General features: G+C 41.2%; 22 protein-coding genes and 1 pseudogene. 8 read left to right on the top strand and 15 right to left on the bottom strand.

The annotated features are described in order from the left end of the window. Window positions 1-50: 50 nt before the first annotated feature. The 5 genes from HBHAL_RS01645 to HBHAL_RS01625 form a co-directional block, all read right to left on the bottom strand. A complete protein-coding gene (locus tag HBHAL_RS01645; RefSeq protein WP_014641596.1) occupies window positions 51-1,556 on the bottom strand; it encodes a phytoene desaturase family protein in 1,506 nt (501 codons plus the stop codon). A gap of 17 nt (window positions 1,557-1,573) precedes the next feature. After that, on the bottom strand, window positions 1,574-2,215 hold the full coding sequence (locus HBHAL_RS01640) for a methyltransferase family protein (RefSeq protein WP_223254249.1): 642 nt from the start codon (window positions 2,213-2,215) through the stop codon (window positions 1,574-1,576). 339 nt (window positions 2,216-2,554) lie between these two features. Further along, window positions 2,555-2,764: a hypothetical protein gene (locus HBHAL_RS01635; protein ID WP_223254248.1), complete on the bottom strand. Its 210-nt coding sequence runs from the start codon at window positions 2,762-2,764 to the stop codon at window positions 2,555-2,557. Window positions 2,765-3,035: 271 nt separating this feature from the next. Beyond that, on the bottom strand, window positions 3,036-6,203 hold the full coding sequence (locus tag HBHAL_RS01630; RefSeq protein ID WP_014641593.1) for a bifunctional cytochrome P450/NADPH--P450 reductase: 3,168 nt from the start codon (window positions 6,201-6,203) through the stop codon (window positions 3,036-3,038). An 80-nt stretch (window positions 6,204-6,283) separates the two neighbouring features. Beyond that, window positions 6,284-6,856 (bottom strand): TetR/AcrR family transcriptional regulator, encoded by a 573-nt coding sequence (locus HBHAL_RS01625; protein ID WP_014641592.1) that lies wholly within the window; start codon window positions 6,854-6,856, stop codon window positions 6,284-6,286. 200 nt (window positions 6,857-7,056) lie between these two features. Here HBHAL_RS01625 and HBHAL_RS01620 point away from each other — a divergent pair, with 200 nt between their 5' ends. Continuing rightward, window positions 7,057-7,236, top strand: a complete 180-nt coding sequence (locus tag HBHAL_RS01620) for a YjzC family protein (RefSeq protein WP_014641591.1) — start codon at window positions 7,057-7,059, stop codon at window positions 7,234-7,236. Between the two features lie 286 nt (window positions 7,237-7,522). On the opposite strand, the gene HBHAL_RS01615 is transcribed toward HBHAL_RS01620, so the two are convergent. The 7 genes and pseudogenes from HBHAL_RS01615 to HBHAL_RS01585 all read right to left on the bottom strand — a co-directional run bounded on the left by HBHAL_RS01615 (window position 7,523) and on the right by HBHAL_RS01585 (window position 15,017). After that, window positions 7,523-8,857 (bottom strand): hypothetical protein, encoded by a 1,335-nt coding sequence (locus tag HBHAL_RS01615; RefSeq protein WP_014641590.1) that lies wholly within the window; start codon window positions 8,855-8,857, stop codon window positions 7,523-7,525. Window positions 8,858-8,998: 141 nt separating this feature from the next. Beyond that, window positions 8,999-9,826, bottom strand: a complete 828-nt coding sequence (locus HBHAL_RS01610) for an anti-sigma factor (RefSeq protein WP_014641589.1) — start codon at window positions 9,824-9,826, stop codon at window positions 8,999-9,001. Beyond that, window positions 9,816-10,379 (bottom strand): RNA polymerase sigma factor, encoded by a 564-nt coding sequence (locus tag HBHAL_RS01605; protein ID WP_014641588.1) that lies wholly within the window; start codon window positions 10,377-10,379, stop codon window positions 9,816-9,818. The genes HBHAL_RS01610 and HBHAL_RS01605 overlap by 11 nt, the downstream gene beginning before the upstream one ends. A 260-nt stretch (window positions 10,380-10,639) precedes the next feature. Further along, entirely contained in the window at window positions 10,640-11,881 is a 1,242-nt protein-coding gene (locus HBHAL_RS01600) for a dicarboxylate/amino acid:cation symporter (RefSeq protein ID WP_014641587.1), read from the bottom strand. A gap of 494 nt (window positions 11,882-12,375) precedes the next feature. Further along, window positions 12,376-13,524 (bottom strand): trans-sulfuration enzyme family protein, encoded by a 1,149-nt coding sequence (locus HBHAL_RS01595; RefSeq protein ID WP_014641586.1) that lies wholly within the window; start codon window positions 13,522-13,524, stop codon window positions 12,376-12,378. Window positions 13,525-13,586: 62 nt separating this feature from the next. After that, entirely contained in the window at window positions 13,587-14,192 is a 606-nt protein-coding gene (locus HBHAL_RS01590; RefSeq protein ID WP_014641585.1) for an NUDIX hydrolase, read from the bottom strand. Then, window positions 14,189-15,017 (bottom strand): annotated as a pseudogene (locus tag HBHAL_RS01585) (alpha/beta fold hydrolase). The gene HBHAL_RS01590 and the pseudogene HBHAL_RS01585 overlap by 4 nt, the downstream one beginning before the upstream one ends. Before the next feature lie 154 nt (window positions 15,018-15,171). Between HBHAL_RS01585 and HBHAL_RS21300 the strand changes: the two are divergent. Together HBHAL_RS21300 and HBHAL_RS01580 are read left to right on the top strand one after the other, a co-directional pair. Beyond that, window positions 15,172-15,345 (top strand): hypothetical protein, encoded by a 174-nt coding sequence (locus HBHAL_RS21300; RefSeq protein ID WP_158512334.1) that lies wholly within the window; start codon window positions 15,172-15,174, stop codon window positions 15,343-15,345. Between the two features lie 480 nt (window positions 15,346-15,825). Then, complete coding sequence (locus tag HBHAL_RS01580) at window positions 15,826-17,259, top strand: hypothetical protein (RefSeq protein WP_014641578.1); 1,434 nt, start codon at window positions 15,826-15,828, stop codon at window positions 17,257-17,259. A 12-nt stretch (window positions 17,260-17,271) separates the two neighbouring features. On the opposite strand, the gene HBHAL_RS01575 is transcribed toward HBHAL_RS01580, so the two are convergent. Beyond that, entirely contained in the window at window positions 17,272-18,075 is an 804-nt protein-coding gene (locus HBHAL_RS01575; RefSeq protein ID WP_041601144.1) for an alpha/beta fold hydrolase, read from the bottom strand. A gap of 190 nt (window positions 18,076-18,265) precedes the next feature. On the opposite strand from HBHAL_RS01575, the gene HBHAL_RS01570 reads away from it, so the two are divergent. Together HBHAL_RS01570 and HBHAL_RS01565 are read left to right on the top strand one after the other, a co-directional pair. Next, complete coding sequence (locus HBHAL_RS01570) at window positions 18,266-18,844, top strand: SCO family protein (RefSeq protein WP_014641576.1); 579 nt, start codon at window positions 18,266-18,268, stop codon at window positions 18,842-18,844. A gap of 172 nt (window positions 18,845-19,016) precedes the next feature. Then, window positions 19,017-19,859: an alpha/beta fold hydrolase gene (locus HBHAL_RS01565; RefSeq protein ID WP_014641575.1), complete on the top strand. Its 843-nt coding sequence runs from the start codon at window positions 19,017-19,019 to the stop codon at window positions 19,857-19,859. Window positions 19,860-19,929: 70 nt separating this feature from the next. Here the strand turns inward: HBHAL_RS01565 and HBHAL_RS01560 are convergent, their stop codons facing one another. Beyond that, entirely contained in the window at window positions 19,930-20,832 is a 903-nt protein-coding gene (locus tag HBHAL_RS01560; protein WP_014641574.1) for a DUF1002 domain-containing protein, read from the bottom strand. 211 nt (window positions 20,833-21,043) lie between these two features. Between HBHAL_RS01560 and HBHAL_RS01555 the strand changes: the two genes are divergently transcribed. The 3 genes from HBHAL_RS01555 (at window position 21,044) to HBHAL_RS21295 (ending at window position 22,404) form a co-directional block, all read left to right on the top strand. Next, window positions 21,044-21,427 (top strand): DoxX family protein, encoded by a 384-nt coding sequence (locus HBHAL_RS01555; protein WP_014641573.1) that lies wholly within the window; start codon window positions 21,044-21,046, stop codon window positions 21,425-21,427. A 48-nt stretch (window positions 21,428-21,475) separates the two neighbouring features. After that, complete coding sequence (locus HBHAL_RS01550; RefSeq protein ID WP_014641572.1) at window positions 21,476-22,000, top strand: type 1 glutamine amidotransferase domain-containing protein; 525 nt, start codon at window positions 21,476-21,478, stop codon at window positions 21,998-22,000. Between the two features lie 200 nt (window positions 22,001-22,200). Next, the gene (locus HBHAL_RS21295; protein ID WP_041601143.1) at window positions 22,201-22,404 is read left to right on the top strand and encodes a hypothetical protein; all 204 of its coding nucleotides are present in this window, start codon (window positions 22,201-22,203) and stop codon (window positions 22,402-22,404) included. A gap of 24 nt (window positions 22,405-22,428) precedes the next feature. Here the strand turns inward: HBHAL_RS21295 and HBHAL_RS20665 are convergent. Further along, a protein-coding gene (locus tag HBHAL_RS20665; protein ID WP_087946022.1) for an IS3-like element ISHaha3 family transposase occupies window positions 22,429-23,771 on the bottom strand; the annotation gives its coding sequence in 2 pieces (ribosomal slippage) (window positions 22,429-23,330 and window positions 23,330-23,771; 1,344 coding nt in all). Window positions 23,772-23,822 lie beyond the last annotated feature (51 nt).

Genomic DNA, 23,822 nt, shown 5'->3' with positions numbered 1-23,822 from the left:
AGTAAAAAAAGGCCAGCAAAATGCCGGCCTTGGTGTGCTTGTATATCGTATTACTGTTTTACTGCGTTTTTTTCATCTTCTTTAATTAAGTCGGCCGTCAGCTGCCCTGAGAGTGTAACCATCGGAACGCCTCCTCCAGGGTGAGTAGAGCCACCAGCGAAGTATAGTCCGTCATACACCTGACTTCTTGATGGAATTTTAAAACCACCATTCGATTCACGATCAGCAGCAATTCCGTAAATAGATCCGCCATTAGGTCCGTATAAGGATTCTAAATCCTCAGGGGTAAAACGATATTCAAATTCAATGGAATCTCTCAAACCTGTGAGTCCCATTCTTTCAAGCTTTTCAATAACTAATTCCCGGTACTGGTCCCAGTCAATCGGCTTACGTTTTCCATCAGTCAGCGGGGGAACATGGGTTAATACAAATAAGTTGTCTTTACCTTCCGGTGCCTGTGTCTCATCAGACCTTGCAGAAATCCCAATATAAATAGTTGGATCATCTGCCGGTTTGCCCTGATCAAAAATTTGCTTAAACTCTTTTTCAGGATCTTCGGAAAAGAAGAAATTATGGTGCTTTAATTGGTCGAATTTCTTATCAGTCCCAAGAAGCAGGACAAGCCCTGATACCGTTGGATCAAACTTCTTCTGAAGCGTTTTTGTTTCTTTTTTCACTTTGGATGTCTGCGGAGCCAGGCGACGATAAGCAGGAATGGCCTCCAGGTTTGATACGACTACATCAGCTTCATGAACGACTCCCTCTTCCGTTTCAACTCCGACTACTGTCTCACCTTCTACGACCAGGCGCTGGACAGGAGTGTTCAGGTGAATATCTACACGAAGTTCATCCATTAATCGGCCCATGGCTTCTGCAATCTGATACATTCCTCCCTTAACGTAGTGAATGCCTAATCCCAGCTGCACATAGACCAGCTGATTTAAAATGGCAGGTGAAGAGTAGGGGTTGGAACCTACATACATCACAAAGAAATTGAATAACTGCTCCAAGTATTTATTATCGAAATGTTTATGCGTCGACTTTGCTACGGTATTCAATGGATCCATTTTCAAAAGCTCACTCAGCTTATGATGGCTTTTCAAATCTTTTAAGTCCTGAATACTATACTTATAGAAACTCTTCATACATAACTCATACATATCCTGTGTATAAGAAAGAAAGTCCGTAAGCTTACGATTCGGGCGATCCGTAACTTTTGCCATTTCCTCAAGCATGCTTGGCAGATCACTTGTTACATCAAGCTGCGTACCGTCTTCGAAAAAAGTTCTCCATTGTGGTTCCACACGCTCCACCGTTATGTAATCCTCAAGCTTACGGTGTACGCTCTCAAATAATTGCTCTAACACCCACGGCATGGTTAAAATTGAAGGCCCCGTATCGAAAGTAAAGCCTTTTCCTTCTCTTCGATTTAACTTACCACCAAGGTTGCTGTTCTTTTCAATTAATTTGACCTTATATCCGTCCCCGCTTAAACGGATCGCAGTAGACATACCACCAAGTCCTGCACCGACGACAATCGCTGTTTTCTGTTTCAACACTTCCACCTCCACGTTTAATAAACAAACGGAATCAAACGATATCTTGTTTGACACCAGCTTCGATATATCTCTCCATGAGCTTGCATTAACATGGCTTCTTCAATGCGAATTCTATGTAGTAAAGCGGCTGCCAGCAATCCACCACAAAGAATAGCTGTCCACAAATTCCCTACTCCCAGACAAAAACCAACGATGATAAAGAACAGCCCTGTATATAAAGGATGGCGTAATTTCCGGTAAGGTCCACTGCTTACTAGACGATCACCTTTCTTTACAGACACGTCCCTGGTAAACTGATCTTTTAAATGAATAATCCCCCAGTAGCGTAAAGCAACCCCGCCTATATAAAGAAGTAAACCAAACCACCACAGGGATTCAGAGGCTATTACACCTATTTTCCATTCGCGCATCATGAGTGATAAAGCTATCGCCAATATAACGGCAATAAGGATAAGGGGGAACGATTGGCGTTCCAGATTTTCAGTTTTAGAAGAACCACGATTACGGAACAGGATGAATTCACCGACCCACAGGGCAGTTACCAGCAAAAAAAGGGCTTCGAATGTACTCATGTATCCAAACAATTTCCGGGATAAAGCTTTATCATAGCCATCTTGTTCCCCCTCTTCTTTTTCATAGCTGCTACCCTCTAGCATTTCCCATAATCCAACCCGCTTAAACGGCTGGACACTCTCTGCGAACTGCTTGAAAGATTAAGAAACTAAATTTATGATAGATAGAACAGACTATGAAATACCCTGCACTCTATCTTCAAAGAGTTCTTTGACTTCTAAGGAGATGAATACAGCAAATGGAAATATTATATGCTACCTTTATTATAGCGGTTGTTCTCCTTACATTCTATATTATCTTTAAATCGCTGAACAAACAAAGTTATATCCTTATGATCATAATTGTGGTTGTATATTCAGCACTTTTAATTTGGAGCTTTATAGATTAAGAAAGACCGGTGCAAAAGCACCGGCCTTTTTCATTTACTTCTCTTTTCTCTGTTTATTAATTGCTTCCCTGATATGATAGAGTTCTGCGTACATAGCTGTTGCATACACGCTGAGAATACTCAAAAACATGGATAAAACAAAAACAGATCCATCCAATTCAAACCCGAGCACGGAAGTGAAACCGACTATGGCTCCAATAATTATTCCGATCCCAGTTAAAAAGATGATTTTTTGTAACGTCACTGAATAAAACACCCAATCACCTCTTCCACATAATCTATGGTTAGTTATACCCTGCGCGGCCCTCGCTTACACGTAAGAGCTTCTCCACTTATATAATGATGCAACTTATTCCCCAACCAACCCTCTTCCTTTTTACGTAACGAACCCATTTATCTTGAAACTGAGTCTTAAACAAACGAGAGCTTATCCGCATTAAGTAACAGGGTGATTTCACAGACTCTATTTAAAAAACTCCCCACCGGCAGTTAGCTGCCCTGTGGGGAGTTTTTTATTAAGCACCAGCCCAGACATCTTTAGCAAGACGTCCTTCTAATTCAAGATTCTCTAACCATTCAACCGCCTTTTCATATGTCGTCTCGTATTTGTGTTGGTAACTTTTTATAATTTTTTCAATGACAGCGGGAGCCATCTCACTGCCGTCACCACAAATGTACAAGCAGCCTCCGTTTTCCAGTAGCGAAAGAACGGTAGAGGCGTCTTCCCACAGGCGATCCTGAACGTAAACTTTCCCTTTTCCTTCTATTCTTGAAAAAGCAGTATGCAGGGTAATAAGTCCTTTATCTGCTGCCTTTTCCAGCTCGTTCTTATATAAGAAGTCCTTTTCCGGGTGTCTGCATCCGAAATACAAATGCGCTTCTCCAAGACGATGACCCTCTTCGAGCAGGTTCTCACGTGCTTGAATAAACCCACGGAATGGAGCAATACCTGTACCTGGACCTATCCACACCATCGGAGTCTCCGGATTTTCAGGCAGGGTGAAATTGGATTGAGGTGTGTTAATAAAACAAGCCACCTTATCGCCAATGTCCCGGTTAGCCATATAATTCGATGCTGTTCCTTTGAATTCTCCTCTTCCGCTCCAAGCTGTATCTTTCACTACACTTACCGTAACACTCGCCTCCTCACTGTGTTTTCGAGGAGAGCTCGAAATTGAATAGTAACGAGCTTTAAGCGGTGGAAGCAGAGCTAGGAATCTTTCAAAAGGAACTTCACATGACAAATAATCTTCAAGAAGATCCAGCATCGTAAGGCGATGAGCCAGTATTTCATTTTTGTAGGTCTCATCCTCAAGAAGCTTCTCCAACTCCATTTTGTGCGGCGGGCAAGGGTTGTGAGCAGCCAAGTCCCTGATTTGGCTTCGGGTAGCCGGCTCTTGCAATTCAACATAGGATGTTAGGAGCTCTCTTAGGCTGATCGGCTGACTGGTAGGAAGATGGGTTGCTTTTCCTGTATCTTCGCCTAGAACTACATACTCTTCTCCCTTTAATTGAAAGCGCCGAAGGACACGTTCTACGAGCTCTGTTCCATTTTGAGGAAGAACCCCAAGATGATCCCCCTCCTGATAATTCACTCCTTCAGGAAGTTTTAATTCCAGATGCCGAGTACTTCGTTCACTGCTCACCTGTAATTCACGATTTTCATTCACCATAGCTGTAAAGGCATGATGAGTCCGGGCGAGAGGCGTCTGTGTGACACCACTGACAAACTCCATTGAAACATGACTGGATGGGTCATCGGCTTCTTCAAGTTCCAGATTAAACGTATCTGCCAGCGCAGGCCATAACGCTGCTTCCCATTTTTCTAAATCGCCTTCGAAATCTTCACTCGCATCTCCGCCTTCTCGTGCAAGGATACGTTCTGCTCCAAGAGCTTGAAGTTCCTCATCAATCAATGTTGGGACTCGCTGATAAGTACTGGCCCAGTTTCGGTCTCCACATCCAAACACAGCATAGCTTACTCCTTTAGCTTCTTCTCCATCTGCTTCCTTAAGCCAGCGGACAAAAGCGTCAGCATTATCAGGCGGGTTTCCATTATAGGATGCTGACACTATCAGCACCGCACCTTCTGCAGGGAGAGCAGATGTGTACTGATTTAATGGAGCGGTCTTCACATCAAAACCCTGGAGCTTTCCGGTCTGCGCAAGTTCTCTAGCCACTCCTTCTGCTGTACCCATATTAGAACCATATAATACAAGTAACGGGGTGAGGTGAGCATCAGGAACGCTTTGCGCTTCCGTTTTAGACGATTTTTCCGCCTCTTTCTGAGCAGGTGCCGGCTGCATTAAAGCCGCATCGCGTCTTGATTTCACACGCATAGTCAGCCCCTCCGGCTTCATTGTTAATGCTTCTTTGACATCCAGCTGATAGTTCGTATGATCTTCGAAGTCAAAATACTGAAGAACCATCCCAAGTACAAGAGTAGCTTCATGAAGCGCGAACTGCTGTCCTATACACGCTCTCTGACCATTCCCAAACGGTTTGTAAGCATGGCGGGGAATTTGGGAAGGATCCTCAAAACGCTCTGGCTTGAAGGCTTCAGCATCTTCTCCCCATATGCTAGTATCCCTGTGGAGCTGAGGAAGAAGGAGTGTAAACGTCTCTCCCTTTTCTACTTCATACTGTCCAGCAAGTGTCGTATTTTCTTTCGCATAAACTGAAAAAGCAGGAGCTGTGGGCCATAACCGTAAAGCCTCATTTAATATCATTCGTACATATTTTAGCTTTTTCACTTGTTTATAGGATGGTATATCCTCTCCAATTACTTCATCTACTTCTTCCTGAGCTTTCTTTAACTTATCAGGATTTTTCATCAAATAATGAATGGCAAAAGATAAAAGACCACTCGTCGTTTCATGGCCGGCAATTAAAAAAGTAATGATTTGGAAGCGGATATTTTCATCGTCGAGAGCTTCTCCAGTCTCAGGATCTTTCCCTTTCAACATATGGGCAAGCAGATCGTCTTCCCCTTGGTCACCCGTTTCCTTACGCTCGGCTATTAACTGATCCACTAAGTTGAACATATATTCAATGTCTTCTTTGTACTGTTTTTTAGTACGAATCATCAGCTTATCCTGAAGCTCAAAACGCTGTGTTTGACTCATAGATTCATCAAGTGCATGCACCATTTTTTCAACAAAAGGATGAGACCTCTCCCGGTAAAAGCTGTTGAACCGGTAATTAAAACCGCACAACCCTATTGTATCAAGGGTTAAGCGTGTCATGTCTTCCGGAACTTCAACTTCCTCATTCGGATTTAGTCGAGCCCATTTTTGGATAAGCTGAGAAGCAAGATCAACCATTTTATTATGATAGCCTTTCATAGCCTGCTGACTAAAGCTTGGCAATAAAATATTATGAGCTTTTTTCCAATTGATTTCTTCTGTTTCACTGGTAAATAAACCGTCTCCTCCAAAAGCACGGACCTTTTGCAGAGCAGGACCGACCTTCTTATCAAAACGGGATTCATCACAAATCTCAGCAGCAAACTGTGCACTTGAAACAAATCTGCTGGTACGGCCAGGGAATTGGAACTGATAGAGCGGACCAAATTCATCAGCCAGTTTCATAAACGACTGAATAGGCTTTTCTTTATTAATAAGCGGCAAATTTCCGAGTGGCCCATAGGATTTAGGCTGCGGAAGATGGTTTGTTTTTTCCACGAATAGTCACCTCGTTAAATTAATGTTTATGACGGAATGAACATTCATTCCTAATTAAAAATAAATACACTATCGAGTTTTCAATGATAGCGTATAGCATCCCAGCAACTTTCTTCTACTCCAATAAATAAATCATCTGTTTCTTCAATATTACCGGAACGCACCAACTGATGCAGTTCCAGAAATCCGCCAAAAATAATTGCAATCATCGCCATGGATGGAAGGTCACGAATAACTCCTGCTTCCTTTCCCTGATCAAGGAAATGCTTTAATCTGTTTAATAGCCGATCGAAATCTTCACGGCTGGTATTATTTAAAAAGTAAGCACCATTATGAGTTTTAATGAAATAAAGGGCATGCTCATGTTCGCTTGTAAAACGAGTCATTCCTCTAAATAAATGGTGGAATTGTTCTCTAATGGATGAATCGCCAGGGTAGTCTTCTGCAAGTGTATCATCAAACATCTTTACATAATATTGAAATAATGTATTCACTAGAACTTCTTTATTATCGAAATAACGATAAATCGTTCCAGCTCCGACTTGTGCTTCATTGGCAATCATGGGAATTGTTGTGGCATCGAACCCTCTCTCAGCAAATAGCATAAGCGCACTGCTTAAAATGTTGTCTCTTTTAATCGTTGATGCAGGCATGGATCTTGACTCCTTTTACATCGGAATGAACGTTCATTCTTATATTATAAATCCATTTCACCCTTCTTTTCAACTAGTTATTTACTCACGATTTTAAAAAGAACCGATTATCTTGTTTTAGACGTAAGATATTGTGAAACACTTTCCAAAGGAAGAGAAATAAATAGAGTTCTCTTCTACACTTTAGGAGGTGGAGGAATATGGAAAATACCACTTACAGAACAGGCGATAGCGTGCCGGAAGATGGCACTTATAAAGTAGTGAGCCGCATCGATGGTGGTGAGCTCAACAAGGATGATACGGAAATTATGATTGAAAAAGGTCAGCCGTTCCCTAATTCCCCCTCAACTGACAAAGAAGCAAACTGGACCAAAGCATAACCAGTTTATTCAATTAGGACTTTTCTGCCATTTGCATGAGCAGAAGAGTCCTTTTTTTGTTGGATGCTTTCTCTCCTATAATGCATACCCTCTTTCAAGAAATAAAAACAATAGGAATTTATTTTGAGATCTACGCTCGTCCCCACTTCTCTTGTTTTATTACCAAGAAGTTTATTCCTTGAAACGTAGTGATTTATATAGATTGCTTAAATTAGTTGAAACAAATAGAAAAGGAAGACTGGCAATACCAGTCTTCCTTTTAGAGAATCTTTATATTCATATCTTGTTATTGTTTAGATTGCTTGCGAATAAAAATACCTGCTGCTGCTAGTGCTGCAAGAATAGAAGCATATAACCAAATGTCATGGTTGGAAGCTGTTCCACCCATACCCGTGTCTGGCATCTCTTCAGGCATTTGTTCACTCATAAACATTTCTGGATTTTGGGCAACGATCCCAGTTGAAAGTGCTTTGGAAGCACCAAACATGTGGGCATATGAATCTCTCAACGTTTGATACGTTTGTTCATAGTCTCCTTCTGCATATTGATCAAAAGTATTAAACAAGAAATCGGCATGCTGCTGGAGACTCGGAGCAAGCTTCTCAGCACTCAGTTCACCATTCGTTCCTTCTTCCAGGAAGTTGGCAAACGTTTCGCGGTAATCCTCTAATGCTTGCATCGCTTCTTTTTGTTTCTCTTCATCTTCATTGGCTGTAGCCTTTACGTAAGCTACGAAGTCATCAATGTGCTGGGTCCAGATTTCATTAAATTGATCACCGGCTTCTTCACCGAATATTTTCGTCATCGCTTTTGTAAGATCTTCCGTGTTATTAGAAAGAGCTTGAGCAGACGCTTCAAAGTCCTCTGAACCATCAAGACCATTTTGCATCGCCATCGTTGCCAGGCCTACGTGTTCACTTAGCAAATGGTTCAAATTGGAGCGTAGATCAGAAGCTGGGGTTACAGCTTTAGTATCATTGAACTTGTCCGGGAATTGATTAACAATAGCACTGGACATCCCTTTACTTACTCCGTACATATGCTCAATCGCTTTTCTCTCTTTCATATAAGCTTCTTCATAGTTTCCTTCTACATAAGCATCAAAAGCTCCAATTAATTGGTTCACATGCATTTGCAGTCCTTCAGATAGATTTTCAGCTTTCAGACGATTTCCAGTTGCTTCTGAAATAAATGTAGAAAAGTCATCACGGTATTGACTGAGTTCATCTAATGCTTCTTGTTTGGCTTCTTCATCTTCACTTGCTGTCGCTTTTACATAATCGACAAAGTACCCAATATGAGAGGACCACATGTCTTTAAACTTGTTTCCAGCTTCTTCTCCGTAAACGGAAGAAATGGCTTTCGATAAGTCTTCCGTATTAGATGATAGGGCTGCTGCGGAGGCTTCAAAGTCTTCCGCGCCTTCTGCCCCTTTTCTCATCGTTTCAACTGCCAGGTAAGCGTGTTCACTAAATAAATTATCTAATTGAGCCCGGAGTTCCACTGCTTCTGTTGAGACTTCCGGCATCTTATGATCCTCAGCGTTTACAACATCCAATGATGTAGGGAGCAACAGTGTTGCACTCATCGGTACGACTAATAAAGCTTTTTTGAAATTCATAATGTTTTCCTCTCTCCTTTGTTTTTTGTTTTTTCACTAAGCTATCGCAACAAAGGTTCGATTGGATCACATTTTTACTAAAAAAAAATAAAAAAATTGCAGACAGCTGTCAAAAGCTGTCTGCAATAGGCTTCAGAGTATTTACAATTCTGAACTTAATATAACTTCTCCCTGAGGAGTCTGACTCGTTGCATCTGGTTCTTTAGAAATAGCTACGGCATCCCAATTTGTACCTTCTGGTAAATCATTTAAAGAATAGGATACTGCTCCTTCTCCATTTTGATTCGCTACAAACGTTCCAGCCCGGTAAGGTTTTTCACCTTCAATAAGCCAAACCTGGTAAACCTCTTCCCCTTGAAGCTGAGCAAGTTGTTCTGCTTGCAAGGTAAGAATATCGCCTTTTTCCTGCTGGATCAAAGCTGCAGTAGCATTAGCCTCTGTTCCTTCGGATTGAAGCTGTACTCTCGCCCTCACTTGGTCAGTCCCGGTTTCAACACCAGGCTGTTCCGGTTCATCAGGCTCTGGAGTGGTTTGTTCCTGTTCATCGACAAGTGCGAATATGTTTCCAGCAATTGAAAGCACTAGTGCTGCTGCGAGTCCCCGTAAGAGCCAGGGCCGTGTCTTTTCAATATTGGTTTTCTTCTCGCTAGGAAATACCAAATTCTCTTTATCCAAATTTTCATCCTTTGAAAATTTTGGATATTCTTCACTGGAAGCATCTTTATTACGATCATCAGCTGCAGGAGATTCTTGTGAGAACACTTCCCCCAGCACACGGTCTTTCATGTCCTCAGGAGGGGTCACAGGTTCAGAAGCAAATGGCAAATCATCTGTAAGCGTCTCTAACTCTTCCAATTCTTCCTTACAATCTGCACATGTTTCTAAGTGATTCTCAAATTCAATCTTCTCTTCTTCACTCAATTGATCATTAAAGTAATCAATTAATTTATCGCATTCTTTACGCATCATGTACCCCTCCTTTCTGCGTTGATAAATGTTTCTTTAAATGTTTTAGGGCAAGCCTTATGCGGCCTTTTATGGTTCCAAGCGGTAATTCGGTCTGCGAGGCAATTTCACTTTGACTTAATCCTTTAAAATAAAATAAATCCACCATTTGTTTTTGTTCTTCAGATAATTTTTTAACTGCCTGCCGAATCTCGCTCCCCCGCTCTTTCCATTCGACTAAATCTTCCGTAGATTCTGCTTCATCTTCAGGAAGATCTGTTTCATCTTCTAAGGTAACTTCCTGTTTTTTATGCTTACGTATAATATCAATAGCTGTGTATCTTGTGATAGTTACGATCCAGGATGAAAACTTCCCTTTACTTTCATCGAAGTGAGCTTTTTGTGTCCAAATCTTTATAAATACTTCTTGAAGGGCTTCTTCTGCTAAAGCTTGATCTCCGGATAGCTTAATGACAAAGGAATAAAGCAGCTTTTCATATTGATCATAGATCGATTCAAGCGCTTGTTTATCACCCTCGACAACCCGGCGATAGAGCTCAATATCACGATTGCTCATAGCACACTCCTTTAGTTGGTGGATATCATCATCATAGCATAGGGTATCTTTAATAAGGGAGTTAAGCTATATAGCTATCGGCACTCCCCTTCATTTGGATCACTTTTATAAGAAGCGGTCTGATGTAAACATGAGATTGTTTTACTTGAGTCTGCCCCTCCCTCTGAATTAAATACCTATTGGAAAGGCATCCGACCGACTCCTGAGGCCATAAAAAATACGCCCTTTCTTATAGAAAGGACGCATGATGGATCTAAGATCTAGGCTTGCATGGCTTCTCTCTCTTCACTCGCATCATCATACTTTTTCTCAGACTCTGCCACCACTACCGCACATGCTGCATCACCTGTGATGTTAAGAGCTGTACGAGTCATGTCCAGAAGACGGTCAATACCGATAATCAAGGCAATTCCTTCGACTGGAAGTTGAACTTGATTCAGCACCATTGCAAGCATAATCAATCCAACACCTGGAACACCAGCTGTACCTATACTGGCAAGTACCGCAGTTAGTACAACCATAACCAGCTGCCCAAATGATAAATCTGTATTATAAACTTGCGCAATAAAGACAGTGGCTACACCTTGCATAATAGCTGTACCGTCCATATTTATAGTAGCCCCAAGAGGCTGCACGAAACTACTTACTGGTTTAGGTACGTTTAAATTTTCCTGAGCCGTTTTCATAGATATAGGCAGTGTAGAGCTACTGCTTGATGTACTGAAACCAACAGTCATCGCCGGGAAAAATCCTTTAAAGAATTTTATCGGATTCATTTTACCTAAGAAGGATACGGCTGATCCGTAGGTAACAATCGCGTGGATAACTAAGCCGAGTATAACTACAATCATATACATGCCCATAGCTTGAGCACCGTCCAGCCCCATTGTACCGATGGCTGATGCTAATAGACCGAATGCACCATAAGGAGCGAATCTCATGATCAAGTTAACCAGGTACATCATAATGTCGTTACCTTGCTCGATTAATTTCATAATCCCTTCCGTCTTCTTACCTAGAATAGCCAGGGCTAGTCCGATAAAGATAGAAAAGGCTATAATCTGAAGCATGTTTCCTTCTGCCATAGCCTGGATAGGGTTAGTTGGGATGATCCCCGTAAACGTTTCGACCACTCCAGGAGCTTCTTCACTTTCATAGCTCGCATCAGCTGTATCAATGCTGATATTCCCAGGCTCGAAAATATAAGCTAGTGAAAGAGCAATGCTGATAGCAATTGTAGTAGTAACTAGAAAGAATGCAACGGTCTTGCCCCCGATACGCCCCAGCTTCTTGGGATCTCCCAGGGAAGCAGTTCCAAGCGTAATGGAAAAGAATACAATAGGAACAACTAACATCTTAATTAAGTTAAGAAAGACGGTTCCTAAAGGATTGAATATAAAAGTATCTAACGTTCCAAAGAGATCCGGTGCAGCAAAGTGCAATGTGAGTCCGGTAACAGCACCGAGAATTAAACCAATAAATATTTTGGTGGTTAGATTCATGACGAAACCTCCTATAATAATATGAAAGCGCTTTCTTGTGTTTTTGTTAAAAAAATCGGGTATATTTATTGATATAGGAATCCCGGAACCCAAGTAGATTGCGCTATTTTTGAATTATAGCACAAATTGTATATTTATTGAATAAAATTTCTGAAACTATTCTAGCAAACTAATCATTCAGGTGTAAGGGCTGAGGACCTATGGATCAAACCTTCCTCACTTTCTAACGGCTTGAGTGTACTTTATGGGTGTTTAGACATTAAAAGCAATCATCTAAAGTTCTTTTTTGCATTTTCCAAAAGGTTCCCTGTATATAAATGAAGACCAAACAAACGAGGTCATTTGTCTGGTCTAAAAGAATAACATTACCTTTGTGGTATCTGATCAGCTTCTCTATAATGACTCCTATTTATTCAGAGGGATTTACTGCCTCTCTTTATAAGACAGGTTCGCTTGTCAACTACGGTATATATAAGTCAGCCCTATCAGATTATTTATTTTAGTGATTCTTCAATGGACTGATTCAGTTGGTTAATAATGTCTTCCTCTTCTTCAATTCCAATGGAAAGACGAATGATATAATCTGTGATGCCAACCTTTTCACGATCCTGTTCTGATAAAGCACGGTGAGAGGTGCGAACTGGATAGGAAACTGTGGTTTCGACTCCCGCAAGCGTCGGAGCAATCTTAATCCAGCCCAGTGATTTAAAGAATTGATCCAGATCAATACTGGAATCAAGCTCAATGGTAACAATCGCCCCATTTCCGCGCTCCGAAACAAATTCGGGATAATACACATGCTTCACAGCATTATTTTTTCTAAGTGCAGTTGCTACAGAATTTGCGTTATGGGACTGCTGCTTCATTCGAAGGCCTAAAGTCTTTGCTCCGCGCTGAGTCAGCCAAGCTTCAAACGGACTTAAATTAGCCCCTAGCGTTACGACTTTCTGCGTCGCCTCATGGATCAAATCTTTATCGCCTGCCAGTACTCCGCAAGTTACATCGCTGTGACCGCCAATGTATTTGGTTGCACTATGGACCACAAGATTAACACCAAGCGGATAAGGGCGCAGCAAATAAGGAGTTGCAAACGTATTATCCACCATCGTTTTTATACCATGTTCCCGGGCCAACTCGACTAGACCTGTTAAATTCTCGACACGTAAAAATGGATTGGAGATGGATTCAGCGTATAGGAGCTTTGTACGAGCATTAATAGCATCACGAATCTGACGTTGATCCGAGAACGATACCATACTTACATCAATCCCAAATGTCTGTAGTTCTTTTGTGAGAAGTTTGTGAGTGCCTCCATACAAATCTTCAGCTGCAACAATATGATCTCCGGGTTTAGCTACCGATAAAATACCAGCCAAAATGGCGGACATCCCCGAAGAAGTAGCGAGCCCTGCTTCAGCTTCTTCAAGATTAGCAATTGAATCTCCCAGTTCATCCGTATTCGGATTCCTTTCACGGCTGTATAAATAAGGAGAGTCTCCTTCATAGTAACTTTCCAGATGGTCTAAATCCTTAAACGTAAAAGCTGTTGTCTGATAAATTGGTGTATTTTTACTATTTTGTACAAGCGTTTGATCAACTTTGTTGTGTACAACTTTCGTATCAAAAGATGATTGTTTTTTCATAATGATGATCTCCTCCACTTTCACTGTTAATCAACGATTATATAGAGCAAATATACTTTCTGTCAAAGTTTTTCGACTTCTTCGAGAATAGCGTGGATAACAAATTCGTAGTACTCCTGATCATGGGGAACAAAATCCCGAAAGTGAACGCGGACCTTTTGGTCATCCATAACAGAACTTGCATCCGTTGACCCTTTTGCTCCTTCAAGCACTTGCTTAAATCCATTGATCTCTATCCTTACGAGATCTTCTACTTCGTTTCCGAGTGAAAAATCTTTCTCGCCCGGGTAAGGAGAGATATACACCCGGCAAAGCTCTCTGTCTTTTAAGGTATCAGAAATAAGCTCTTCTTTATATGTACCTATACTTTTTAGATCTTCTTTCCATAAAGAAATACCTAGCTCCTCGTATATTTCCCTCCTTCCAGCCTGAATAAGGTTTTCTCCTGCTTCTATGTGTCCTGCAGCAGAAATGTCATATAAGCCCGGAAACTCTGCTTTATCCGCAGCCCTTTTTTGAAAGAACAAACAAACTTGTCCATCTGCGTCCATTTCATAAAGCCAACACTGGAAGGTCTCATGCCAATCCCCGTCACAATGTACTTCAGTTCGTTCCTTCACATCTAATGGATTTCCTCTGTGATCAAAAACTTGCAGCCACTCCGTCATTGTATGCCTCCTAACTCGCTCAATTCTTGTTCGAAACGTTCTTTCTCTTCAAGAAAAGGATAGTGGTTACTTTCTTCAAAGACGTTAAATAATGATGCATTTCAATAGAAAATTCCACCGGGCATTGAACATCATATTTTCCGGCAGCAATCCAAACAGGCACATTTATTTTATAAAGCTGCTGTGTGACATCAAAAATGTGAAGCTCCCTTGCAAAAAAGTCCATACGGGCTCGCGACATTTCCTTATGTATATTTCTTGAGAAATAACGCTCATATTTGTGGTCACGAACTAATGACAGTTCCGTTCTCTCAGCCTGTAAACGGCGCTTCTCCCGATTCGTTAACAATCGGAGATTTCAACTGTTCAATTAATTGCTGCATATATGAAAATTGTGGATGGTGATTATGATAAATACACGTAGGAGAATCCATATACATATGAGCGGCCGCATTAGTAATCACCAGTTGATTCAATGAATGGGGGGGCAGCCAATCCGTAGACTAAACCGAGCATTCCACCAGTCGAATGACCAGCGAATGCCCACGTAGGAAGTCCCAACTCTTCCCTGATGGCCTCAAGGTCCAATACGGATTCCAGCATCCTTAATTGAAAAGGTTCATGGGCTGCTTCAGATGCCCCCGCCTCCCTTAAGTTCACTAAAAACACTTGATATAGACCCGTGAAGCAATCGGCAAAATAATCTCCTGTAGAATTAAAAACTGAATATAGATGGCTGACACAAAGAGGCGACCCTTCTCCCTTATAAAACACCTCAAAAGTCCCTCTAGGTGTAACCACCATAATCACCTTCCAAGATTCCATGCCGTTTCCTCCTTTTTCTTTAAGTTTAGCAAAACCATTCTTAAGTTGGAATAATCCACCACCTCAGGTCATCCATATTTTGTAACTCTGGTAACAACATCCATGTTTATCTTTTTTATACAAAGGAAACCTATTCTTGAAGGAGGTGATTCTTATGACAAATAAAAAGCAACGACGAGGAAAAGTGGAGGATACGAACGAAGCTGCCGAGATATTCAGCAGCCGTTTAACGTACACAAAAGCTTTCGTTCCACAACAGGAGACTATAGCTGAAGAAAAACCTTCCGAAGGCGAAGCAATGTATCATCATTATACAGACGAAGATTAAAAGCCTGACTCCAATACATTGGAGCCAGGCTTTACTATTACCTTTTAATAAGCGGATCCGTATATAAAAGCTTCTTTCAGCATGTAACTCCCGTTTTCCGTATTAAAGTAATAAGTCTGTGCGTCCCCGCCTTTCTCCCCAGAGAACTTTTGAACCACCCCTCTCCCTTTTACCGAGGTGGGAGATTGTTAATAAGGGACTCCACCAACAAATTCATAATCCAGTTTCGTAAGTCATCAAACCATCCAACCTGATATAAGCTGTTTGAGTTAGTGACAAAATCACTGTTCGACAGATGCTATAACAATGATCCACAAGAAATAGCGCGTCCGCTCATTTTCGATTTCAAATTCAAACCCATCCATTTCCGAAAATTCTGTTATTATTAGTATAATAGGTATAGGAATAAACGAAAAGCAAATCACCATTCAATTACATGAAGCGGCTAATAGGAACTAAATGATAGAAAGGGTTATACATATGCGGAAAAATAAAAACAAATGGAAATGGCTGGGGATTATAGCCGTTCTGCTCATTTTTGCGATAGGAACATACGTGACAACATCAGACAGTAAGGATCGAATTACATATAGTCAGAAATCCAAACCACAACGGAAGGCAAAACCAGTAAATCAGGACGATCTGCCAACCAAATGGCAAGAAGTTGAAAGCTACGAGAAAATAAATGATTTTTATAAAGAAAGAGTGCCAGGTCTTGAGCTAGCACAGGAAAGAGGATTAACTACTTTCCCTCAAGAATCTACGAAGCTGCCGGAACGAGATGGCCGTATGCAAATTAATGAAGTATGGCATAGCGGGCGCACAATTTATATCTTTTACAGCATTGATTTATCCGCGCTAATCACGGAAGAAACCAATAACTATGTGAATAATGTCCCTTCGGTAGAAGAAGTGAAATTGAAAAAGAAACAAGATGCTGATGCCCAAACATTATCCACTCATGCACCGCCCATGCAGTATGGAGAGGGAGTTATTTTTGAAAATCGTCTTTATAGCATGGTCCAAACAATCCCAATTCCTAAAGAGGGAGAACCGGACCGGATGGTTCCTAATCCTGAAGAGTTTAATCAGCAGCTTTTAACTTCGATGACCTTCCGGATTGATGGAAATATGTACGAGTCGAAGACCATGCCCGTTCAGTACACATTCGATCCGGATAAGAACCGGTTGGGGCAGTACACCTTTGATAGAATATATCAAAATGATGGACTAGCCGTTGAACCTTTGGAACTTAACCTGGGAATTACAGAAAGTTTTCTCAAGGTAAGGGTCGATCATCAGCAAGCGCAATTTAATTCTTCTATGAACGCGACTTTGAAAACCCCAGATGGACAACAGATCCCTATCACTCCTTTCCTGCAAAAAGTAGAAGGGAAAGAGAACATATATGAAGGATATTTCAGACCGATCTATTCTGTACCAGAAGAGGTATCACTTGAAGTGAAAAACGTCCATTTAACTAGTGGTGATTCATTTTCTTTTAATGTAGATCTTTCTGAGATAAATCCAAAGGTAAGAGGAAACACAAGTGTGAATAAAAAGGCAGCAGAAATATATAATACGGATGTTTATATCGAGCAATTAAACACTCATGGAGAGCACGGAATGGATGTACGACTAGGGTTTAGACCTCAAGATTTTGAACAGCCTAAAAAATTAATCGGCATCTCTCCCCGACAAATGGGCGGCCCTGCTTTTGAACGACCTAAAAATGTCCATGTCGAAAGTGATAATGGAAAGGAAGCCGATGTTGAGTATGGTGGCTCGGAAGACAGCGCCTATATTAATATTAAGGATTCGCTTGTTCAGGATGCTTCCAATCTGGAAATAACCTTAAAAAATGCGGTCTTTACCGAGCAGATCAGCCAGACGTTTGAAGCAGAGAGAAAGTAAAAAAAGCAGAGATCAGATCTCTGCTTTTTTTGATAATACATTTTTTTCAAGAAACTCTTTAATGTAATGATTAAAGATCGGCCAATGCGTCGCCGGAATTTGGTGATAGGCCCTTTCAATGTAAACAAGGGTCGTATCTGGACAGTTAAAATAATATTTAACGTGGTGATTAATCCAGAATTCCTTGGTTCCATACATAAGAAGGAGCGGCACTTCTAAGTTACGAAGTCTCCGGCTGCAATCGAAACGAAATCCTCTGTTGTAGAACTCATACCACGCATCCGGACTGGATTTAGCCATATGTTCACTTAAATCCCGCTTAATGGTCGGATCTCTAAAGTGAGAATTGCTTAATAATTTAGCGAGCGTCTCGGGGCTTTTCCTTACCCACTCCATGCCTACTAAAAATTCAAATCGCAATCCGCCAGTATCAACCTTTGGAAATCCCCCTGCCAATACAAGCGCGTGTACTCGCTTCGGATAAGTTAATGCAAATTCCTGAGCAACCATCCCGCCGCATGAATAACCAACAAGAGTTACTTTATCAATCCTCAAATGGTCAATTAATTGTTTAATCTCCCTTGCATAGAAGGTAATATCAGGAGCTTTAGTCACGAGTTCCGAATCTCCATTCCCGCTTAAATCAGGAAATATAATTCGGAAGTGTTCAGCTAAAGGATGCTGCTGTCTAAATACTTTCCTTCCCATCCCTGGCGGATGAATAAATATGATCGCTTCCCCATTTCCTTTATCTTCATAAAATAATTGTTTTCCATGTTTTTCAGTAAAATAAGGCATTTTTAATCCCTCGCTCATCCATCCTGGTATCTTAGCCTTTTCCGAATCACACGGCTTTATACTATTAAGTAAATATTTTACATTTTAACTATAAGTAAAAAGCCAACTGTGTCTATTTTATTAACAGATGTAGATTCAATTGACACTTTGATTTATTCGAGCGTACACTGAGTACGTACATCCTATTTTGGAAGGAGAAAGAAGCTTTATGAAGCGTTTCATCTTACTTAGCATGACACTTTTGTTCACACTATTGCTTGCAGGGTGCGGCAGTGGTGAACTTGAGAATACACTTGACTGGGAAACACAGAATTTCAAAGCAACCACGCAGGAAGAAGCTGATTTTGCTGTAGAGGATATGGAAGGAAAAGTTTGGCTCGCTGACTTCATCTTTACTTCCTGTAATACGGTCTGTCCGCCCATGACCCGCAATATGGCTCAAATACAGGATCAACTTCAGGAAAAAGACATAGAAGCTGAAATCGTTTCATTTAGCGTAGATCCCACGGTTGATTCTCCTGATGAATTAAAGGAATTCGGCAATAAACATGGTGTGGACTATAGCAACTGGACTTTTGTGACGGGTTACACGCAGGAGGAGATTCAAAATTTTGCTCAGGAAAGTTTTAAAGCTCCCGTTCAAAAAACAGAAGGTAATGATCAAGTAACCCACGGCACCTCCTTCTATCTTGTAGGGAAAGATGGCAACGTGTTAAAAAAATATAGAGGAGACACAGATGTCCCCTACGAACAAATCATCGAAGATGTTAAAACAGCAGCCAACTGACTAAAAAAGCGTTCCGACGAGGAACGCTTTTTTGTATGGTTAATCATTCCACCTCAGGTCATCCAGATTATGGATGACCTGAGGTGGAATGATTTTACTTATAATGGGTATTTAAGCTACGCTAAAAAAAAGGATTGGCAGGTCCAACTATGATGAAGCGAGGGGGAAGAATATGGAGGATTTTTATGCAGAAATAATAGGAACTGGGCAGGACGCCATTTTTTTACCTGCTGGAGGCATGCCTGGGGTAGAAGGATTAAATATAGCTGAACACCTAAAGAACGATTTCCGAGTTCACATGCTGGACCTTCCTGGTATAGGAAGAAGCGCAGGTATAGCAGAGAAGTGCACTTCAAAAGTGATGGCTGATTGGCTGAAAGAATACTTAGATAAACAAGAGATCGAAAAAGCAGTTCTAATCGGCCATTCCCTTGGCGGAGGGTTTGCAATTTATTTTGCACACCATTACCCCGAACGCGTTACTCAATTATTCTTACTTGATCAAGGTCATAAGGATTTCCCTAGAATTCCATTCCAAGAATTCGGACCTTTTGCACTGGCTTTCCCTATATTGAATTGGATGGTCCATCTTTGCAGACGTCCTGTTTTAAAAATACTTCACCCGTTATTTTCAAGTCCTCCTTCCGAAGATGTCGAGAAAGACATTGACCGTTTTTGTGAAGCTGTAAATCTCCCGAAATCAAATTATATTGACCAAACCTTTTATACACCTTGCGAGGTGACAATTGAAGGTCTGAATGTCATGTTTGGTTTCTACAATACACCTCTCGTATCGATGGTCCAAAAACTGACTGTTCCCACCACCCTTTTCTATGCTTCTTTTAAAGGTGTAAATAAGGCAGAAGAAGCCCGTACAATTAAAGCGATTGATCGACTCCTTCAACGTAGAAATTCTAAATTGACCATTAAGCGTGTAGATGGCGGGCATTATGTCCACTGGAATAATGATTACGTTAAAAACCATATCGCCGAACAATTCATTTCTTCCCATTAAATACACCTCAGGTCCTCCTAATATATGGAGGACCTGAGGTATTCCAGATCGTATGAAATCTTAAATGAGCTTAAAACAGGGAACTGATAAAGTTGCTCAGAGAGCGAAAGAAGTCTTTAACAGCTGCCCGGAGGTTGTTCCAGAAACCATCATCATTGATTAAATCCTGAATATTTCCAGTTAAATCATCTAATTGGTTTTTCACCTGATCGAAATCAATATTCAGGTCTCTCATTTGCTCAAACAAATCTACCAGCCTCTGGCGGTCTTCAGCGCTAAGTTCAATGTTTAATGTCTGAAGCTGTTCTTTAACAATTTGCTCGACTTCTTCACGGGTTGCAGGATTCTGTTCAGCAATTGCCTTTTTGATTTCTGTCAGCAGTTCACTGATTTCCGCCTGACTTATTCCTTCTTCCTTGGCAATAGATGTAGCGACGTCCAGTTCTTCACTCGCTACCTGCATACGACCTTCATCCAGTTTAACACCTTTAGCATCATAGGCTTTATAAATTCCTGTCAGCGCTGAATGTCCACTAACCTTAACAGAAGAAGCAACTAGAACGTCAGCATCTTGAACACCTGCAGTCAATAGAGCGTTTGTATACATCTCTTTGGTTACTTCTGTGATATTATCTTTAGTAACGATTTCTATATTTAATCCTTGTCCTGTATCCTTATGAATAATCTTTACCGAAGAGTACATATTGGCATTCGGATTTCCACCAATGTAATTAGCTAAATCTTGACCATTAACTGTAAATTCATCAACTTGCTCATGCTGATTCACTTCCAAAAGCTCGGTCACTTCTGATTTTTGGGCATCGGATAAGGCTTCTCCATAAACTACAATCGGTAAGCCAAGCTTTTCATTAATTCCTTCATTCCCTGTAGATGCCAGACTAACCTCTGATATACCAAAACTTGAGATCAACAATATAACTAACGTCATCAACAGAGTCATTTTCTTTTTCATAAATTTCGTCCCCTTATGCTCATGGTAGATTCGCAGCTTGTTTAGCTTTATGCTGGACTCAGTAGTTATTATACATTACTTTAAATTTTTGACATGGATATATAGAATTATTTAATTAAGAATCTGCACAGTTTAATACGAATTTTTTAGTACATAGGTTTCAAATCTTTATATAAAGTGAACTTTTATTTGTACCAAAGGAAGTGAAAACATGACATTTATACGACAACTTGGGCTTTATATTTTTGCGGCTGCCTTCTTCTTTGCAGGAGTCACTCACTTTATCTATGATCATGGATTTGCCCAGATGATTCCTCAGTGGGTGCCTTACAAGCTAATTATTGTATATGTAACAGGGATTACAGAGTGGCTGCTGGCTCTTCTCCTGCTTTTCCCCCAAACGAGAAGGGCTGCTGGATGGGCTACGGCTGCTTTTCTAGTGATTGTTCTGCCGGCAAACATTTATGCGGCAATCTATGGCATACCCGCACCTTGGAGCGAGGACACAAACATGACAGCTTTGTGGATCCGTCCGTTGTTCCAGCCTTTATTGATCTGGTGGGTTCTCGCCGTGTCTAAAGATTCGAATACCTGAAAAGGGTTTGATAGAATAAAAGAAGAGTATTGATAAAGGAGGTTGTTTATGCGATTAGAGAATAAAAAAGTAATTGCGCTTGTGAGCAAAGATTTTGAGGATCTCGAATTATGGTATCCTTTACTGCGCCTCCAAGAAGAGGGGGCTACGGTTCATCTCGTTGGAGAAGAAGCTGGTAAAGAATACCCTGGCAAATACGGGGTACCGGCAACTTCCGATTATGCTTTCGGTGATATTAGTCCCGCTGATTATGATGGCATTTTAGTTCCAGGCGGTTGGTCACCGGATAAACTTCGCCGCTTCGATAAAGTCATCGAAATGGTACAGCATATGAACGAACAACGTAAGCCGATCGGCCAAATCTGCCATGCCGGCTGGGTGCTCATTTCTGCAGACATCCTGCAAGGTCGTAAAGTTACAAGTACTCCTGGTATTAAAGACGATATGAAAAACGCTGGAGCCACCTGGTATGATGAGGCGGTCGTGAAAGATGAGCACATCGTTTCTGCCCGCCGTCCGCCTGACCTGCCTCCTTACGCTAAAGCATTTGCTGACTTACTAGCAGAAAAATAAAGAAAAGAGGGCGCTGCAGAGTGCCCTCTTTTCTTTATGGTCTTTTAAATTTTGCTGTTGTAGATAAGCTCCCATTACTTGAAGACTTGATTTCGAGATAAATGGGTCCGTTGTCAAAAAAGGGAAGGCGGCTACGGAAACGACCTCTAGTGAACGGACCCTTACAATAGGAGACAGGAACCATACTGTATCTGACTCAAATGCTTCTAGTACAGGGTTGCTACACGCAAACAAACAACCAAAACCAGGGTAGATTAGAGATGCTCCTTGGTCATTGGAAGGCGATTATGCAGAGATTTCGGGCTCTCCATGATCGCAAAGGGGCGGAAGGGAACGGCGAAGACTCCTGTGGGATAAACATGATCGGTGAGACCCCGGAAGTCGAAGATGAACTGACCCCTTAAAATTGGACACATTCATTAAAATTATCACGCCGATTCTTGAAAGCGGGCTCGATAGGAAATGGGGCTTATTCTGAGCTTCGATTTGATGCGTTTATGATTATAATAATGGAAATATTCCTCTAATTCTTGTTTGAAATGGGCCACACTTTCAAATTCTCTTAAATAAAGGAATTCCGATTTCATGATACCGAAAAAGTTCTCCATAACGGCGTTATCATGACAATTCCCTTTTCTGGACATGCTTTGGGTAACTTGATGGTCTTTCAATTTCTTTCGATAGGGAGCCATTTGGTAATGCCATCCCTGGTCGGAGTGCATAACCAGTTCATCCGATGGATGAAGGCGTTCAAATGCTTGGTCTAACATGTTGTTCACCAAGGAATAGGTGGGTCTGGAACCAATTGTGTACGTGATGATTTCTCCATTGAATAGATCTAAGACAGGGGAAAGATAAAGCTTCTCGCCAAATAGCTTGAACTCCGTAATGTCTGTCACCCATTTCTGATTCGGCTGATCCGCCTTGAAATTCCGATTTAAGATGTTTGGAGCCGTTTGACCAACTTTCCCTTTATAAGAACGATATTTCTTCATTTTCACCGTAGACTGAAGCCCCAGTTCTTTCATAAGACGATAGACTTTTTTATGGTTCACTTCATGACCGAGATTACGAAGCTCATTTTCAATGCGGCGATAGCCGTAGCGACCTTTATGTTCTTTAAAAATGGAGGTGATAAGCTCCTTTAATGGTCGGTCCGTTTTTGGCTCGAGTTGCTTTTCTTTCCAATGGTAATAGGTGCTTCTAGGGATATCAGCTATTTCCGTCAGCTGTTTAACTGGAAAATGAAACCTTAACTCATCGATTACTTGCGCTTGTTCTTCTTTCGAGATGCTTTCTTTTTTTGAGCTAAGGTCTCTAACTTTTTTAAGTATTCATTTTCTATCCGTAAGCGTTCATTCTCTTTCTTTAAGGCTTCATAAGAATCCATTGAATCTTCTTTCTTCTTATAAGACGTCATCTGTGTTGGCCCCTTCCTTGTAGATTCAAGGGCTTCTTTTCCGCCTTCCAGCCACTTCTTACGCCATCGGCGTACCATGGAGAAATCGGGGATGTGAAACATAGCGGAAGCTTCTCGAATCGAATATTCTTCTTCCTCTATACGTTGAATTACTTTCAGTTTAAAGGCAGCTGAATAGTTTGTATAGGGGAAGTCGAAGGCTTCACTACCATGATATTCGGATAATTTCACCCAATAACGGATGGAAGAACTATCCACTCCAAACTCTTTTTCTAAGTCACGGAAACTGACATTTTCCGTGAGATAACGTTGGACGATCAGGTACTTTTCTTGAGAAGTAAGTTTAGACATATGTTGGGTCCCTCCTAAGTTTCATAAGGTGTCCAACATTTGGGGGTCATT

The sequence above is a fragment of the Halobacillus halophilus DSM 2266 genome, from assembly GCF_000284515.1.
GTDB classification, from domain to species: domain Bacteria; phylum Bacillota; class Bacilli; order Bacillales; family Halobacillaceae; genus Halobacillus; species Halobacillus halophilus.
The sequence above is the reverse complement of the archived record's forward strand: the minus strand, read 5'-3'. Positions and strand labels throughout refer to the sequence as shown.

Excerpts from the sequence above, each read along its gene's own strand:
- HBHAL_RS01595 (WP_014641586.1), bottom strand. The coding sequence starts at position 13,524 with ATGAAAAAACAATCATCTTTTGATACGAAAGTTGTACACAACAAAGTT.
- HBHAL_RS01605 (WP_014641588.1), bottom strand. The coding sequence starts at position 10,379 with ATGAGCAATCGTGATATTGAGCTCTATCGCCGGGTTGTCGAGGGTGAT.
- HBHAL_RS01620 (WP_014641591.1), top strand. The coding sequence starts at position 7,057 with ATGGAAAATACCACTTACAGAACAGGCGATAGCGTGCCGGAAGATGGC.
- HBHAL_RS01610 (WP_014641589.1), bottom strand. The coding sequence starts at position 9,826 with ATGATGCGTAAAGAATGCGATAAATTAATTGATTACTTTAATGATCAA.
- HBHAL_RS01615 (WP_014641590.1), bottom strand. The coding sequence starts at position 8,857 with ATGAATTTCAAAAAAGCTTTATTAGTCGTACCGATGAGTGCAACACTG.
- HBHAL_RS01560 (WP_014641574.1), bottom strand. The coding sequence starts at position 20,832 with ATGAAAAAGAAAATGACTCTGTTGATGACGTTAGTTATATTGTTGATC.
- HBHAL_RS21295 (WP_041601143.1), top strand. The coding sequence starts at position 22,201 with ATGCTTCTAGTACAGGGTTGCTACACGCAAACAAACAACCAAAACCAG.
- HBHAL_RS01570 (WP_014641576.1), top strand. The coding sequence starts at position 18,266 with ATGAAGCGTTTCATCTTACTTAGCATGACACTTTTGTTCACACTATTG.
- HBHAL_RS01555 (WP_014641573.1), top strand. The coding sequence starts at position 21,044 with ATGACATTTATACGACAACTTGGGCTTTATATTTTTGCGGCTGCCTTC.
- HBHAL_RS21300 (WP_158512334.1), top strand. The coding sequence starts at position 15,172 with ATGACAAATAAAAAGCAACGACGAGGAAAAGTGGAGGATACGAACGAA.
- HBHAL_RS01590 (WP_014641585.1), bottom strand. The coding sequence starts at position 14,192 with ATGACGGAGTGGCTGCAAGTTTTTGATCACAGAGGAAATCCATTAGAT.
- HBHAL_RS01625 (WP_014641592.1), bottom strand. The coding sequence starts at position 6,856 with ATGCCTGCATCAACGATTAAAAGAGACAACATTTTAAGCAGTGCGCTT.
- HBHAL_RS01640 (WP_223254249.1), bottom strand. The coding sequence starts at position 2,215 with ATGCTAGAGGGTAGCAGCTATGAAAAAGAAGAGGGGGAACAAGATGGC.
- HBHAL_RS01580 (WP_014641578.1), top strand. The coding sequence starts at position 15,826 with ATGCGGAAAAATAAAAACAAATGGAAATGGCTGGGGATTATAGCCGTT.
- HBHAL_RS01565 (WP_014641575.1), top strand. The coding sequence starts at position 19,017 with ATGGAGGATTTTTATGCAGAAATAATAGGAACTGGGCAGGACGCCATT.
- HBHAL_RS01550 (WP_014641572.1), top strand. The coding sequence starts at position 21,476 with ATGCGATTAGAGAATAAAAAAGTAATTGCGCTTGTGAGCAAAGATTTT.
- HBHAL_RS01575 (WP_041601144.1), bottom strand. The coding sequence starts at position 18,075 with ATGAGCGAGGGATTAAAAATGCCTTATTTTACTGAAAAACATGGAAAA.
- HBHAL_RS01600 (WP_014641587.1), bottom strand. The coding sequence starts at position 11,881 with ATGAATCTAACCACCAAAATATTTATTGGTTTAATTCTCGGTGCTGTT.